The sequence below is a fragment of the Nocardia sp. NPDC059180 genome (assembly GCF_042754945.1).
Lineage (GTDB): Bacteria > Actinomycetota > Actinomycetes > Mycobacteriales > Mycobacteriaceae > Nocardia.
Genome location: NZ_JBHZBU010000001.1, coordinates 54,584 through 68,771 on the forward strand (window position 1 = coordinate 54,584; position 14,188 = coordinate 68,771).

13 protein-coding genes are annotated in these 14,188 nt (G+C 66.7%); 5 read left to right on the plus strand and 8 right to left on the minus strand.

The features are described 5' to 3' along the window. Window positions 1-97 precede the first annotated feature (97 nt). Entirely contained in the window at window positions 98-679 is a 582-nt protein-coding gene (locus ACFXNW_RS00265) for a helix-turn-helix domain-containing protein (protein WP_379414740.1), read from the minus strand. A 152-nt stretch (window positions 680-831) separates the two neighbouring features. Between ACFXNW_RS00265 and ACFXNW_RS00270 the strand changes: the two genes are divergently transcribed. After that, the gene (locus tag ACFXNW_RS00270) at window positions 832-1,860 is read left to right on the plus strand and encodes an alpha/beta fold hydrolase (RefSeq protein ID WP_379414742.1); all 1,029 of its coding nucleotides are present in this window, start codon (window positions 832-834) and stop codon (window positions 1,858-1,860) included. 115 nt (window positions 1,861-1,975) lie between these two features. Here ACFXNW_RS00270 and ACFXNW_RS00275 read toward each other — a convergent pair whose 3' ends face one another. Continuing rightward, window positions 1,976-2,365: a winged helix-turn-helix transcriptional regulator gene (locus ACFXNW_RS00275; RefSeq protein ID WP_379414744.1), complete on the minus strand. Its 390-nt coding sequence runs from the start codon at window positions 2,363-2,365 to the stop codon at window positions 1,976-1,978. 78 nt (window positions 2,366-2,443) lie between these two features. Between ACFXNW_RS00275 and ACFXNW_RS00280 the strand changes: the two genes are divergently transcribed. Beyond that, window positions 2,444-2,854, plus strand: a complete 411-nt coding sequence (locus ACFXNW_RS00280) for a RidA family protein (RefSeq protein ID WP_379414746.1) — start codon at window positions 2,444-2,446, stop codon at window positions 2,852-2,854. A 61-nt stretch (window positions 2,855-2,915) separates the two neighbouring features. On the opposite strand, the gene ACFXNW_RS00285 is transcribed toward ACFXNW_RS00280, so the two are convergent. The 3 genes from ACFXNW_RS00285 to ACFXNW_RS00295 all read right to left on the minus strand — a co-directional run bounded on the left by ACFXNW_RS00285 (window position 2,916) and on the right by ACFXNW_RS00295 (window position 7,495). Beyond that, a complete protein-coding gene (locus tag ACFXNW_RS00285) occupies window positions 2,916-4,307 on the minus strand; it encodes a lipase family protein (protein ID WP_379416214.1) in 1,392 nt (463 codons plus the stop codon). 17 nt (window positions 4,308-4,324) lie between these two features. After that, window positions 4,325-5,593, minus strand: a complete 1,269-nt coding sequence (locus ACFXNW_RS00290) for a hypothetical protein (RefSeq protein ID WP_379414747.1) — start codon at window positions 5,591-5,593, stop codon at window positions 4,325-4,327. A 579-nt stretch (window positions 5,594-6,172) separates the two neighbouring features. Then, window positions 6,173-7,495 carry an acetyl-CoA C-acetyltransferase gene (locus ACFXNW_RS00295; protein ID WP_379414749.1) on the minus strand — a complete coding sequence of 441 codons (1,323 nt, stop codon included), beginning with the start codon at window positions 7,493-7,495 and terminating at the stop codon, window positions 6,173-6,175. 270 nt (window positions 7,496-7,765) lie between these two features. Here ACFXNW_RS00295 and ACFXNW_RS00300 point away from each other — a divergent pair, with 270 nt between their 5' ends. Beyond that, window positions 7,766-9,121 carry a 3-oxoacyl-ACP reductase gene (locus ACFXNW_RS00300; protein WP_379414751.1) on the plus strand — a complete coding sequence of 452 codons (1,356 nt, stop codon included), beginning with the start codon at window positions 7,766-7,768 and terminating at the stop codon, window positions 9,119-9,121. Further along, window positions 9,118-9,987 (plus strand): MaoC family dehydratase, encoded by an 870-nt coding sequence (locus tag ACFXNW_RS00305; protein ID WP_379414753.1) that lies wholly within the window; start codon window positions 9,118-9,120, stop codon window positions 9,985-9,987. Before ACFXNW_RS00300 ends, ACFXNW_RS00305 begins: the two co-directional genes overlap by 4 nt. A 71-nt stretch (window positions 9,988-10,058) precedes the next feature. Here the strand turns inward: ACFXNW_RS00305 and ACFXNW_RS00310 are convergent, their stop codons facing one another. From ACFXNW_RS00310 to ACFXNW_RS00320, 3 genes are all read right to left on the minus strand, one after another. Next, a complete protein-coding gene (locus tag ACFXNW_RS00310; RefSeq protein ID WP_379414754.1) occupies window positions 10,059-11,237 on the minus strand; it encodes a DUF5685 family protein in 1,179 nt (392 codons plus the stop codon). Between the two features lie 250 nt (window positions 11,238-11,487). Further along, window positions 11,488-12,087: a TetR/AcrR family transcriptional regulator gene (locus ACFXNW_RS00315; protein WP_379414756.1), complete on the minus strand. Its 600-nt coding sequence runs from the start codon at window positions 12,085-12,087 to the stop codon at window positions 11,488-11,490. Between the two features lie 241 nt (window positions 12,088-12,328). Further along, the gene (locus ACFXNW_RS00320; protein WP_379414757.1) at window positions 12,329-13,492 is read right to left on the minus strand and encodes a glycoside hydrolase family 3 N-terminal domain-containing protein; all 1,164 of its coding nucleotides are present in this window, start codon (window positions 13,490-13,492) and stop codon (window positions 12,329-12,331) included. Between the two features lie 175 nt (window positions 13,493-13,667). On the opposite strand from ACFXNW_RS00320, the gene ACFXNW_RS00325 reads away from it, so the two are divergent. Continuing rightward, entirely contained in the window at window positions 13,668-14,135 is a 468-nt protein-coding gene (locus ACFXNW_RS00325; protein ID WP_163822644.1) for a universal stress protein, read from the plus strand. Window positions 14,136-14,188: the final 53 nt, after the last annotated feature.

Here is a 14,188-nt window from a genome sequence, read left to right on the forward strand (position 1 = left end):
CGGTTCGGGCCGCACGAGCCGAATGGGCGATGCCGACTCGGCCATCGACGATGCCGTGGTGAAGTCGCTCCGTGACACGGCAGAGTGCGCCGAACGGTCAGCCCTGCTGAGTTCCGGGCTGTACGTGTGCGCGTACCCCGTGCAGACCGAACAGGATGAGGAGTTCGACTACACCGCCGTCGGCGGTGCCGAGCCAGTGCGGCATGGAGGTGTCGAATTCGGCGGCTTCGCCCGGGGGCAGGGTCAGGTCGCGGTCGCCGAGGATCAGGCGGAGGTGGCCGTTTAGCACGTAGAGCCATTCGAAGCCTTCGTGTGTCTGCGGTGTCGGCTCCTGCGGGTACGGGCGGGCGGGTATGAGCATCTTGAACGCCTGCACGCCACCGGGGCGGCGGGACAGCGGAATGAAGATCATCCCGGCTCGCCGGATCGGTTTCAGATGGATACGGGGGTCGCCGGTGCGTGGGGCGCCGACGAGGTCGTCGAGCGGAACGTCGTAGGTGCGTGACAGCGGTAGCAGCAGCTCCAGGCTCGGTCTGCGCTGACCGCTCTCCAGCCGGGACAGGGTGCTCTCCGATACCCCGGTCGTCGCCGCGAGGTCGGCGAGGGTCATGCCGCGGTCGCGGCGCAACGCACGCAGTCGCGGGCCGACCGCATCGAGTACGTCGTCGGTGTCGTCCACGAGACCATCTTGCCGAAACCGCAAGAGTTCGTGCCAGAACTCGGTGACCGCGGAAAGACTGAATGCGGTATACCGGCCGACTCCCAGACGCTCGCCGCAAGCTGATCCAAGCGCGGCCGGGCGCTGAATCCCGCACCCAAGGACAGGCACTCATGATCACTGCACCGCCGCCCTCGTCGCGTCGATCCCTCGGATCCGCACGCACGATCACGGCCGTCACCCTCACCCTGCTGCTCACGATGCTGACCGCCGCCTGCTCCACGACCACCGGGGCCGAAGTACCCCCTTACGCCGCCGCCACCCACGCAGACCCGGAGTTCGAGAACACTTTCCGGCACGAGTTCGCCGACGTAGACGGGGTCCGGATGCACTACGTGACGGGCGGGAGCGGCACGCCGGTGGTGCTGATCCATGGTTGGCCGCAAACCTGGTTCGGGTGGTGGCAGATCATGCCCGAGCTCGCCGAACATCACACCGTCTACGCCGTCGACCTCCCCGGGCTGGGTGACAGCACCGGGTCCCCAGCCGGCTACGACAAGGCCACCCTCGCGCGGTACGTGCACACCCTGATCGCCGAGCAGTTGGGGATACGTGACGCCAACGTCGTCGGGCACGATTTCGGCGCCGCGGTGGCGTTCCAGTACGCCGCACAGTTCCCCGCCGACACCGCACGTCTCGGCTATCTCGACCTGCCGCTTCCCGGACCCGGGATCGATGCGGCCACCTACCGATCCATGAGCTGGCATATTGCCTTTCACTCCCAGCGGCGGGTTCCGGAGGCAATTGTCGGCGACGACGTCCGCGAGTACCTCGCGCTGTTTTATCCCCAGGTCTCCCACGGCGGCACGGCCTTCGGTGGTAGCTCGGATCGATCTCCGTTCACAGATGCCGAGATCGACGAGTACGCACGGACCTACAGTCGCCCCGAAGCCCTGACCGGAGGTTTCGGGCTCTATCGCGCCTTGGATCAGGATGTGCGCGACACCGTGTCCGCGCCGCCGACACCTGTTCCTGCACTGCTCATGTCCGCGCAGGGTCAGATCGACGCGGTCCGAACCACCACCGCACCGAGAATGACCAATATCGTTCGAGCGGTCGATGTTCCGAACACTGGACATTGGCTCGTCGAAGAGAACCCGCAGTTCGTGACAGCGGAACTGCTGCGCTTCCTCGGCGAATGAAGGTGGGATCGGTTTCGCTGCCGCGCCCCGCGATTGGGTCGAAGCAGTCGTCCATCTAGGGGTTGAGCGCGGCACGGGAAATGGTCCTGCCGGCTCGACCCCAGTCTCATCGGGACTAGTTCCCGTCAGCTCGAGCCTGCTCGTCGAAGCTCGCCCTCGCGCGTTCGACATCGGGCAACCTGAGCGTCGACCAGTGCAGCAGCGCGTCGATGAGGTCCTGCAACGTCTTTCCGAGCGGCGAGACGCGGTACTCGACCGCGACGGGTCGGGTACTCGTGACGATGCGCTCGACCATCCCGTTGCGCTCCAGGCGGCGCAGTGCGGCCGTCAGCGATTTCTGCGTCACGACGGGGATCGCCCGTCGCAGTTCGTTGAACCGCAGCGGCCGCTCGCACAGCGCATCGAGGATCTGGAGTGACCACTTGTCGAGCACCTGATCGAGCAGCTCACGGTGATGCTCGGTGAGGATCGGGCTGCCCGAATGTGCGGTGGCGGTTTCCTGCATGACACCTAGTCTCGTTGAAGTTCCCTTCGAACACCAGGTAGACATCGGATACCTACCTCGACAGCGAAGGGACACACCATGGCCGTGCAGCTACTCACCCCCGAAGACATGTTCGCTCCCGTTCCGTACCACCACGTTTCGGTCAGCACCGGTACTCGCCAGGTGCATGTGGCAGGCCAGATCGCCCGCGACGCCGAAGGCAATCCGGTCGCGACCGGCGACCTCGCCGGCCAGGTCGCGCACTCGCTGCGCAATACGGCGCGCGGGCTGGCCGGAGCAGGGGCAAGCTTCGCCGACGTCGTCCGGCTGCGGTTCTTCGTCACGAACTGGGCTCCGGACATGTACGACGACTTCATCGCAGGAATCGAACGCGTCACAGACGAGCTCGGGATCCCGCAACCGCTACCGCCCGTGTCGGCGATCGGCGTCGACTATCTCCTCGAACCCGATGTGCTGGTCGAGGTCGAGGCGTACGCCGTGCTCGACTGAGATTCGTACGGCATCGCCGGGTGACGCAGCGGCATCCACCAGCCCGTCTTCGGTCGATGGATCAGTCGAACTGCGCGTCCAGCCAGTCGATGGTCTGCATGCCGAACAAGTCTGTCCCCCAACCGTAGAGATCGGTGATCATCCGGATCATGCTGCAATTGGACGGCGCGTAGGTGACGTCGGTGCCTTTGGAGCGGTAGATATCGGCGAGTTCACGGGAGTCGGCGGCCGGGACCAAGGACATGAAGGAGTCATCGGCGCCGCATGAGGTGATGAGGACCTTGGAGTCCGGCGTGCCTGCGTGGCCGAGGATGTTGTCGTCGTAGGCGCGCTGGAAGGCCGGTTCGTCGGCGGGGTTGAGGCCCGACTTGAACAGCATGTTCAGCGGGACGAACGGCATGCCGAAGTAGGCGGGGGTCTGGCATTGCGTGCGGAAGAAGTCGGCGATGGCTTTCCCTGCGGGGTTGAGCTTTTCGTCGATTTTCATTTCCGGATACCAGGGTTCGAGGCCGAGCAGGGTGGCGAAGGCGAAACCGGAGCCCACCGAACCGTCTGCGACGCGCATGAAGTTGCGCGGCTTGACCACCATGCCTTCCAGCACAGTCGCTTTCACATTCAGTTCCGGCGCGTAGGTCGGCTGGAGTTCGGCGGAGAAGCCCGCGCCGACACCGCCGCCCGCGATGCCGAACAGCCCGACCTGCGCGTTCGGATCCAGGCCCGCCTCACGGAAGTTCAGCGCGGCGCGCGCACCGTCGAGCTGGGCGTGGGCGGCGAATTTACCAGCGAAGACGCCGTGCGGCTTACGGTCGGCGTCATTGCCCACGTCGGACATCATGACCGCGTAGCCCTTGCCGAACAGCATGGCCAGCGGGCCGAGCGCCGACCAGGAGGCGCCGTCGAGCGGGTCGCCGCCGGTCCACTGAGTGCTCGGGTGACACGACCAGCCAACGCTGTCGTTGGCCTCCTGATAGGAGATGAGCTTGCGCTGGTCGTTGGGCTTGCCGTCGACCGGGATCATCAGGATGCCGGTACTGATCACCGGGGTGACGCCGTCGGCGCCGGTGGTGACGTACATGAGCTTGTAGGCGTCCAGGTTCGCCGGCTTGACACCGGAGAACATGACGTCGACTTTCTTGGATTTGAGCACCGTGCCGGGCTTTTCGTCGCCGGTCAGCGGGGGTTCCTGATAGAAGGGGTCGTTCGCGAGCAGCGCCTGGAAGGCTTCCTGCGGTGAGGCGACGGTGGCGCCTTGCAGGGTCCCGACCACGTAGCCGTTGAAGATCTCACCGAGGCCGGGCGTGCGCGGGGGCACGAACGGCGCGGGTGGAGCCGGTTCGGGTTGCGCGACCGCGATTCCGGCTCCGGCGAGCAACGTGAGGGCGGCAGCGAAAACGGCGGTCAGCGCCCTTCGCGAGTTACCCCGGCCCGAAGTCGTGTTTCGGTTCCAGCGCATCGATCGTCGTGCTCGCATCAGTTCACCGCCATTTCCGCGCCCACCGGCGTCACCTGCATTTCCCGAATCGCCGAATCCAGCAGCTGCGGAATATTCAACAGCGGGCGATGCGATTCCATCTGCACCTCGTACGGCGTGCGCATCACCGCTTCGAGTGCGGGCCAATTGTTTTCGACCTGCCACTTGTACTTCGGCAGCAGCTCGGTGGTGATGTAGTCCCAGCGGGCATCGAGCACCGACCAGTTCCAATCCGGCAGCGGCATCGTCAGCAGGGCGGGTCTGCCGTCGGCCATCGTGAACGGGATTCGCACCGGGTTGAATTCGCGCGGCGGGGCCACACCCGCCACCGACGGCGAGCCCGCCGCGCCGCTGACATAAGTGATGGCCTCACCGACCGCGCCCTTGTAGGCCCGGACGTGGTCCCATTGCGCGCCGATGGCCCAATCCTGTTCGCGGCGCAGCAGGGTGGCATTGCCTGCGGCGATGCGGGTCTGGTCGCCCGAGGCGACATCGCGCCAGGCGTTCATGATGTCGGCGCCGAAGAGTCCGGCGGCCTGGAATTCCTCCAGCGCGGGCAAGCCCTCGGTGACGTACGCGTCGTGCATCGGCATGAGGTCGGAGAAGATGTTCTTCTGCATCACCAGGATCATCCCGATGATGTAGTGCAGATCCTCGGGCGTGATCTGGGGGCCTGCCTCGGCGAGGGCCGCCAGACCAGCCGGAAGCATCGCGACGGCCTGCGGGCCCGCGGCCTGCTCGACCGCGCCGATCACCCCGCGCGCCGATTCCGACAGGCCCGGGAGCGAATAGATGGTGCTCATCAGCTCGAAATCGAGGAGACCGCCACCGAAGTCGGCGCCGACCTGGCCGCCCATACCCGCCCACTGCAATTCGCGGTGGGCCAGCTGCAGATCCTCGTAGTAGCGGTAGGACTTGATCAGGTTCTGCCGATTGGCCTCGACACCGTCGCGCGGATTCCACGAACGCAGGTCGATCCCGGCCTTGTTCGTCGAATCGACCAGCCAGTACTGGTACAGCAGTGCGGCGTATCGGGTCGGAGCGACGCCCTGCGACCGGGCTTGGTCGAGGAGACCACGCAGCTGGGCGGCGTCATAGGGCAGATCCGGATGCACGCCGCCCGGCCCCGCCTCGGCATTGCGATTGACCAGCGGTAGATCCAGATAGCGGTCCAGTTCGTCGGCCGCCGCCGGTGCTGTGGCCAGTCCGAGCCCGACCGCCGCCGCGAGCAGCACCACCGCCGCGCGTAGCAATATTCCGATACGCATCAGCCGTTCAGCCTTCCTCTCCGCACGCTCGATCTTCTTGACCTCGAATTCAAGAAATGCGCGATGTGACAGCACATTTCCCGCGGATAGCCACATTCCGAACTGACCGGTCGGATGTCGAAACACCGATCAATCACCACTCGGCCCCGACAGCCCAGCAGGTTACGAGCAGGTCATCACACCTGGACCAGCGATTGCAACCTTGCCACGCATCGGTGAGCAACGACCGGCTAATGAGCAAGATCAGGAAAATTGCCCGGTAATTGCGGGCCGACCGGGACGAGCCCCAGCAAACACCGCCAGGCATTTCGATTCGACACGATGCAAAAGATCACAAAACAGTAACGCGGACTGGCACCAACGCGAATGGGCCGTTTCCCGCCGGGCAGAGCGGCGCTCGGCGGATCGATTCACCGATCACTGACCGCGAATTGTGGGGCACCACCGGCTACGCCGACCGCCGCAACGTCTCGATCATCCGCCGCAATCGAATCCTGGTCAGCGAACGCAAAAGGGTGGCATCCGGCCGAACAGCCGGATGCCACCCTTGCATTTACCCCGCGTGGACGCGGGATCAGATCAGCGCTCCAGGATCGCGACGACGCCCTGGCCGCCCGCGGCGCAGATGGAGATCAGCGCGCGACCGGAACCCTTCTCGGCCAGCATCTTCGCGGTCGAGGCCACGATACGACCACCGGTGGCGGCGAACGGGTGACCGGCGGCCAGCGAGGAGCCGTTGACGTTGAGCTTGCTGCGGTCGATAGAACCCAGCGCACCGTCCAGGCCCAGGCGCTCCTTGCAGTACTGGTCGGACTCCCACGCCTGCAGGGTGGCAAGCACGACCGAGGCGAATGCCTCGTGGATCTCGTAGTAGTCGAAATCCTGCAGGGTCAGGCCATTGCGGGCGAGCATGCGCGGCACCGCGTAGGTAGGCGCCATCAGCAGGCCGTCGGGGCCGTGGATGTAGTCGACAGCGGCGACCTCGGAGTCCACCAGATGCGCCAGCACCGGCAGGTTGCGCTCGGTGGCCCACTCATCGCTGGACAGCAGCACCGCGGAGGCGCCGTCGGTGAGCGGGGTGGAGTTGCCCGCGGTCATGGTGGCGTCACCGGCCTTGACGCCGAAGACCGGCTTCAGGGTGGCCAACTTCTCGATCGAGGAGCCGGGACGCAGGTTGTCGTCGCGGGTCAGCCCGAGGAACGGGGTGATCAGATCGTCGAAGAAACCGCGGTCGTAGGCGGCGGCCATGTTCTTGTGCGACAGGTAGGCCAGCTCGTCCTGGGCCGCACGGGCGACGCCGAATTCCTTGGCGGTGATGGCGGCGTGCTCACCCATCGACAGGCCGGTGCGCGGCTCGGCATTACGCGGGATCTCGATGCCGACCATGTTCGGGCGCAGCTGGCCGACCAGCTTGAGGCGGTCCTTGTTGGTCTTGGCGCGGTTGACATCCAGCATCCACTCACGCATCCCCTCGCTGACGCCGATGGGCGCGTCCGAGGTGGTGTCGGTACCGCCGCCGATGCCCGCGTCGATGCGGCCTGCCGCGATGGCGTCACCAACGGTCACGATGGCCTGCAGACCGGTGCCACAGGCAAGCTGCAGGTCGTGGGCGGGGGTGTAGGGGCTGAGCTTGCTACCGAGCACGCTCTCGCGGATCATGCCGTGCTCGCCGACCCGCTTGAGCACCGCGCCGCCGGCGACCATGCCGAGGCGCTCGCCCTGCAGACCGAAACGGCTGACAAGGCCGTCCAGTGCGGCGGTGAACATGTCCTGGTTGGAGGCGTGGGCGTACGCCTTGTCGGAGCGAGCGAACGGAATCCGGTTACCGCCAACGATCGCGACCGGACGCGGCTGCTTGGTGGTCTTGGCCGTGCTCTTCGTCGAACGGGCTTTGCTAGTCACTCGAGTCTCCAAGGTCTCGTCGGGATCTTCCGGCGCGCCCCGGGTGCCGGTGCGGAACCCCTCCACACGTTTCCGCACCCGGTCGCAATCGGTTTACATTAAACTTACTCTGGAGTAAGTTTGTTGTCGATACCGCACCCCGCAATTGTGCGCTCACGCACCTCACGGGCGGAGCCTGCGCCGCTGGTCAGGCAGCCTATGGAGTGATGCGAGCGCAAGCAGGGGGACGCACCGACATTCCAGACATCGAGCACAGAAAAGGTAGGAATCGTGGCAGCCAAGAGCAAGGGTGCACCCAACCTCTACGGATCGTTCGTCCATTCCGCCCCCGGCGCCTTCCTCGCGAGCAAGCTGGGCCTGCCGCAGCCGGAGTCCCTGCGGCGCTACGTCAAGGGTGAGCCGGCCCTGCCGGGTCCGGTGCTGCTCGGCGGTAAGGGCCGGGTCGCCGAGCCGGTCCGCGCCCTGTTGACCGACTGCACCTTCACCGACACCCCCGTCCAGGGCACCAAGCACGGCGCGCTGGTCTTCGACGCCACCGGCATCGGCTCCATCGAGGACCTGTCGCAGCTGTTCGAGTTCTTCCAGCCGGCCATGCGCAGCCTCGCCGCGTCCGGCCGCGTCGTCGTCATCGGCACCACGCCGGAGCTGACGTCGAGCGTCGACGAGCAGATCGCCCAGCGCGCGCTCGAGGGCTTCACCCGCAGCGTCGCCAAGGAACTACTGCGTGGCGCCACCGCCCAACTGGTGTACCTGCACCCGGAGGCCTCCGCCGCCGCCACCGGCCTGGAATCGACGCTGCGGTTCCTGCTCTCGGCCAAGTCGGCCTTCGTCGACGGCCAGGTCATCCGGGTCGGCAAGGACGACGCCGTCGCCCCCGCCAACTGGGATCGCCCGCTGGAGGGCAAGGTCGCCGTGGTCACCGGTGCCGCGCGCGGTATCGGCGCCACCATCGCCGAGGTCTTCGCCCGCGACGGCGCCCAGGTGATCGTCGCCGATATCCCGGCCGCCGGTGAGGCGCTGTCGGAGACCGCCAACAAGGTCGGCGGCACCGCGCTCGCGCTCGATGTCACCGCGCCCGACGCCGCGCAGAAGCTGGCCGAATTCGCCACCGAACGTTTCGGCGGCATCGACATCATCGTGCACAACGCGGGCATCACCCGCGACAAGCTGCTCGCGAACATGGACGAGGGCCGCTGGAACTCCGTCATCGGCGTCAACCTCGCTGCGCCGCACCGCATTACCGAGGGCCTGGTGGCCTCGGGTGCGTTGAAGGCTGGTGGCCGCGTCATCGACGTGTCCTCCATCGCGGGCATCGCCGGTAACCGTGGCCAGACCAACTACGGCGCCTCCAAGGCCGGTGTCATCGGGATGGTGAACGCCGAATCGCCGAAGCTGGCCGAGAAGGGCATCACCATCAACGCCGTCGCCCCCGGCTTCATCGAGACCGCGATGACCGCCGCCATCCCGCTCGGCACCCGTGAGGCGGGCCGGCTGATGAGCTCGCTGCTGCAGGGTGGCCAGACCGTCGACGTCGCCGAGGCCATCGCCTTCTTCGCCTCCCCGGCGTCGAACGCGGTGACCGGCAACGTGGTTCGCGTCTGCGGTCAGAGCCTGATCGGAGCATGATGACCGAGACGATCACCCTCACCGAGGCGCCGAAGAACGGCAAGCTGTACCTGAAGGCAGCGCTCGGTTCGGTGCCGTTGCCGCTGGTCGCGGCACGCAAGCCCGCGCTGCCCGATCGTGAGATCAAGCTCGAGGGCGTCAAGGTCGATCCCGATCATCTGGCCGCCTACTGCCGGGCGACGGGCCTGCGTTTCGGTGATTCGCTGCCGCTGACCTACCCGTTCATCCTCACCTTCCCGGTGGTGATGCAACTGGTGGTGCAGCGCGACTTCCCGTTCGTCGCGGTGGGCGCGGTGCATGCGGAGAACGTCATCGAACGCACCCGCGAGATCTCGGTGAGCGAACCGCTCGACATCACCGCGCATATCGAGAACCTGCGCGAGCACCCGAAGGGTCTGCTGGTCGACGCGATCAGCGAGATCCGGGTGGGTCGCGAGCTGGTGTGGCGTCAGGTCACCACCTTCCTGCACCAGCAGCGCACCTCACTCTCGGGCGGGCCCAAGCCCGATCCCAAGCCCGACGAGGTGCCGCCGCCCCCGCTGCGCGCCCTGCGTGTGGATCAGCCGACGATCACCCGCTACGCGGCGGCCTCGGGTGACCACAACCCGATCCACACCTCCGCGCTCGGCGCCAAGGCCTTCGGTTTCCCGAAGGCAATCGCGCACGGCATGTGGTCGGCGGCAATGGTTCTCGGCTCGATCGAGGGCCGGATTCCGGAGCGGGCCACCTACTCGGTGAAGTTCGGTAAGCCGATCTTCTTGCCGTCGAAGGTGAACCTGTACGCCGATCAGGCCGACGGCGGCTGGGATCTGGCGTTGCGCAACCCGAAGAAGGGGTTCCCGCATCTGACCGCGACCCTGCGCTGAGTTTCAGCTGGACTCGATGAGAGCCGCGCACCTCTATGGGTGCGCGGCTCTTTCGTTTCGGTCGCAGCGATTCAGCAGTCGCAACCGCACCCGTCACAGCAGCAGCCATCGCAGCAGCCGCCGTCGCCGCCGCAGCAGTCGCCACAGTTCGAGCAGCAGTCGACGCCATCGCAGCAATCGCCGAGGTGTTCCTTCCACCAGGCGGGGCGGCGTTCGCCATTGCACGGATTGGTGTGGTCGGCGCAGCACGCATATCCGGTGCAGTAGATGCCGAGGACGGCGGGCAGGGCGTCGCCGATGCCAGGGCGGCGGGTCGGCGGGCGATGGCCGGTGTCATGTCTGCGCAGTTCGGCCGAATCACGCGATGTCACCGAGCAGGCGTGCCCGGTCACCGCACCTATACCCCGCCCGATGCGGCGCACCAGCGAATTCAGCGGGTCGAGCAACATCCACCGCACGGCAGGCTGGTCAGCGAGGTCGGTCACAGCGATAGCCGCGCGCAAACTCGAGTCCGACTGGTGCAGTAGCTCATACGCTTGCGGCATCCCGGTGCCGGTGGCGGCGAGGGGGTTGAACCGGCCGCGTTCGCGATCGGTATCGAAGTCCTCGATCGCGTCGGCGAGGTGGGCGATATGGCCGAAATGCCTGCCCGCCTCCCGCAGCGGGGCAATGTTTTCCGGCCGCTCGGCCAGGACCGCGGAGTGGGCGAAGAACTCCGCGGCGCACACCTGGGTCGGCACGGTCAGCTCCTCGAGCGTGAGCAGATGCGCGCGACGTTCCCGATCAGCTTGTGACTCAATGGCAGCGACAAGCGGTTCCACATCGAAACCGATCAGTTCCGCCTGGCGCCGGGCGCGTTCGGCCCAGCGGCTCGACACCTTCGCCATCGGACGGCGGGTCAGCACCGACGTGTCGCCGTCGTCGACGTGGTCGCGAATCTTGGCCGATCCCAACAGCAGCGATGCCGTCGACGCCAGCATGATCCCCGCCGAATCTGCCGTGGCCACCTGTGCGCGCCGCATGCCGCGCAACGGGCACGGCCCGGCAGTGGTCCGTTCTCCTCGGCCCTCCAGCTGCGCTTCGGTGAGCATGCTCAGCACGATCGCATCGGTATTGGTGGCGCTGCGGGCGAGTTGCCCGTGCCCGTCACGCAGGCCGAGACAGAGCCCGCACATATGTGCCTGCCATTGCCCCGGATCCACCCCGTACTTCGCCGCACTGTGCCCACACGGCTTCAGCAACCCGAACAAATGTCCCCTCCGTGCATGTCTTGCCGAATATCCCCGGCCCCGCAGAACGCACCGAACTCTCGCACCTACCGCGCTGCGCGGCAACCCATCGCCCCGTTTCGGCGGCAACGAACGCCCCACCGAACCGCGCCGCACCCGCGAACTCGACCTGACCGTCACCGCACGCACCCGTCGACGCGAATCGCGAGTGGTACATGGCTGCGGCATATCGCGAGTGGCATCCGCGCTGAGGTACCACTCGCGGGCCGAGCTATTCGGCTTTCTTGCGGCCGGCGAGACCGCTCCACGCGAGGTCGTCGAGGAGGTCGACGGCTTCGGAGACCTCGATCTTCCCGGTGGCGACGCGGTCGGCGATGGCTTCGCCCGCGCCGATGACGGCCGCGGCGACGACATCGAAATTGGTACCGGGTACGGCATGCTTGGCGCTGGATTCGAGCAGTTTGGCGGTCAGCTCGATAACGCGCTCGCGGGCGTTCTCGATTTCGGAAGCGAAGGCCTGCTGACCGATGGCCTGCCGATAGAGCACCTGCCAGGAGTGGCGGTTGTGGTCGACGAAGCCGAGGAAACCCTCCAGCGCGGTGCGCAACTGTTCGTGCGGCGAGAGCAGCGGGTTACCGGCAGGGGCGACCGATTCGATGAAGCGCAGGCCCTCACGCTGGATGCAGGCGCGGAACAGCTCGTCCTTGGAACCGTAGTAGAGGTACAGCATCGGCTTGGAGATCTTGGCTTCGGCCGCGATCGCGTCCATGGACGTCTCGTGGAAACCCTTACGCGAGAACACCTCGACGGCGGCGTCGAGCATCTGCTGCTCACGAACCGCCCGGGGAAGTCGCTTCGTTCCGCCCGCCATCTGCTCTCCTACTACAGGGTGAGCCTTCTATATTACTCCAAGGTAAGTTCTCCTAGGACCGATTTGCCCAGCAGTCGCTCAGAACGGCTCGAGGTAAACACTGGCGGCTGGATAGTGCGCATCGGCGGCGGCGCACAACGGGCCGCACCGCGTCGGGCAGCCTACGCGGCAGATCACAGCACGCGATTCCCACCGGCGGCAACGGCGCCGATGTGGGCGGCGGCCGGCAGCGTCACGGGGCTCAGCAGTGCAGGGGCGCGCCCTTGAACCAGGCCATCCGCAGCACCGACGCATCCACCTGCGCGATCGGCAGACGTCCGCTCCATACAGCCTGCTCGAGACGGTCGAGCACCTGCGGGACAGCATCGGTGGTAATCCACAGGGCGTTGTCGGCGCCGGCGACCAGCGCAGCCTCCACCGCCTCCGCGATCGTCATGCGGTTGGTGATGGCCGCCATGCCGCCCAGATCGTCGGTGAAGATCGGGCCGTCGAAGGGCGCGGCGCCGTAGCCGGTGCCCTTGCGCAGCAGATCCATCACTGCGGGGCTGATGCTGGCGGGGACGTCCGGCTCGGTCAGACCGGGCACATCCAGGTGGCCCACCATGACGGCTGCACCCGAGCCGACCAGATCGCGGAACGGCACCAGATCGCGGTTCTGCAATTGATCCAGCGGCGGGGTGCGTACGGCGCCCAGATGCGAATCACCGGAACCGGCACCGTGCCCGGGGAAATGCTTCATCACCGTGCCGACACCGACCTCACGCATGGCGCGGATGTAGGCGCCCGCGTACTCGGTGACGACCATCGGATCGTCGGAGAAGGAACGATCACCGATGACGGAGTTGGCCGGCTGGCTGCTCACATCGACGTCGGGCGCGAAATTCACCGTGATGCCGAGATCTTTGAGCGCCTGACCCCTGGCCAGAGTCGCGGTGTAGAACTCGTCGGTGGTCATGGTTTGCGCTGTCTCGCGGGCCGAAGGCGCAGGCCCGATCAGATCGGCGACGCGCGAGACGCGACCGCCCTCCTCGTCGATGGTGACCATCAGCGGCACGTTCGCCGCCGCCTTCACCTGCTCCATCTGGCCGCCGGTCAGCAGCGACTGATCGGTCCAGCCGCCGATGAAGATGCCGCCGACCTGGTGATCACGCACCACCGCCAGTGCGTCCGCGGTGCCGTTGACGCCGACGGTCAGCAACTGGGCGAGTTTCTGACGCTGGGTGAATTTCGCCAGATAGTCGGCGGAACAGTCGCGTTCGCCGGTGGTGGTGGCGCCGGGAGTCGCGCCGGTGGTCGCTTCGGTGGCCACCGGACGGGACGTGGCCGAGTTTCCGGCGTCACCGCCGGAACAACCGGTCGCAATGGCAGCCAATACCGCGAACAGGACGAGAGGCGTCTTCCGCATGAGTCGACGGTAATCCGCGCGCATGTCTCGACGGTAATCCGCGCGGCGGTCCCGCAGTAGCCCACAGTGCGCCAGGCCCCGCGACCACGGCCCACCCGCCCCACGCAGATGCCCGGCGCGGCACCGATGCCGGAGTAACCTGAGGACGTAGCCATGAGACCACCGGGAGGTCGTCGTGCCCTGCGATCTGATGCTCATCGCCTACGACGGATCCGAGAACGCCAAACGGGCCATCGAATACGCCGGACGATTCCTCACGGCCGATCGCGCGGTGGTGCTGACCGCATGGGAACCCATGGTGCGCCAGGCCGCCCGCATCTCCGGACTGTCCGGGGTGATGCAGCCGGAATGGGTGCCCGACGAAGAGATCGAGGACATCGCCTACGTCTCGGCCCGCGAAACCAATCGTGAGGGTGTGCGCCTTGCCGAATTGGCCGGGCTCAACGCCGAGGCCAGAACCGCGGAATGCACCTCGACGATCTGGAACGCCATCGTCGAATGCGCCGACGATCTGGACGTCGACATCGTCGTCGCGGGTACCCGCGGCGCCACCGGAATCCGCGCGCTACTGCACAGCAGCGTGGCCGACGCCGTCCTCAAACACTGTCACCGGCCGGTGCTGCTGGTTCCGCCGGGCAAGTGAGCACCGCCCGGAGGGCGAGCTGCGCCGTCGAACCGGGCTCGGCGCGTTTTCAC

What these genes read in the sequence shown, in the direction of transcription:
- ACFXNW_RS00270 (WP_379414742.1), top strand. Translation starts at nt 832, where the DNA reads ATGATCACTGCACCGCCGCCCTCGTCGCGTCGATCCCTCGGATCCGCA.
- ACFXNW_RS00315 (WP_379414756.1), bottom strand. Translation starts at nt 12,087, where the DNA reads ATGGCGGGCGGAACGAAGCGACTTCCCCGGGCGGTTCGTGAGCAGCAG.
- ACFXNW_RS00275 (WP_379414744.1), bottom strand. Translation starts at nt 2,365, where the DNA reads ATGCAGGAAACCGCCACCGCACATTCGGGCAGCCCGATCCTCACCGAG.
- ACFXNW_RS00320 (WP_379414757.1), bottom strand. Translation starts at nt 13,492, where the DNA reads ATGCGGAAGACGCCTCTCGTCCTGTTCGCGGTATTGGCTGCCATTGCG.
- ACFXNW_RS00305 (WP_379414753.1), top strand. Translation starts at nt 9,118, where the DNA reads ATGATGACCGAGACGATCACCCTCACCGAGGCGCCGAAGAACGGCAAG.
- ACFXNW_RS00290 (WP_379414747.1), bottom strand. Translation starts at nt 5,593, where the DNA reads ATGCGTATCGGAATATTGCTACGCGCGGCGGTGGTGCTGCTCGCGGCG.
- ACFXNW_RS00285 (WP_379416214.1), bottom strand. Translation starts at nt 4,307, where the DNA reads ATGCGCTGGAACCGAAACACGACTTCGGGCCGGGGTAACTCGCGAAGG.
- ACFXNW_RS00280 (WP_379414746.1), top strand. Translation starts at nt 2,444, where the DNA reads ATGGCCGTGCAGCTACTCACCCCCGAAGACATGTTCGCTCCCGTTCCG.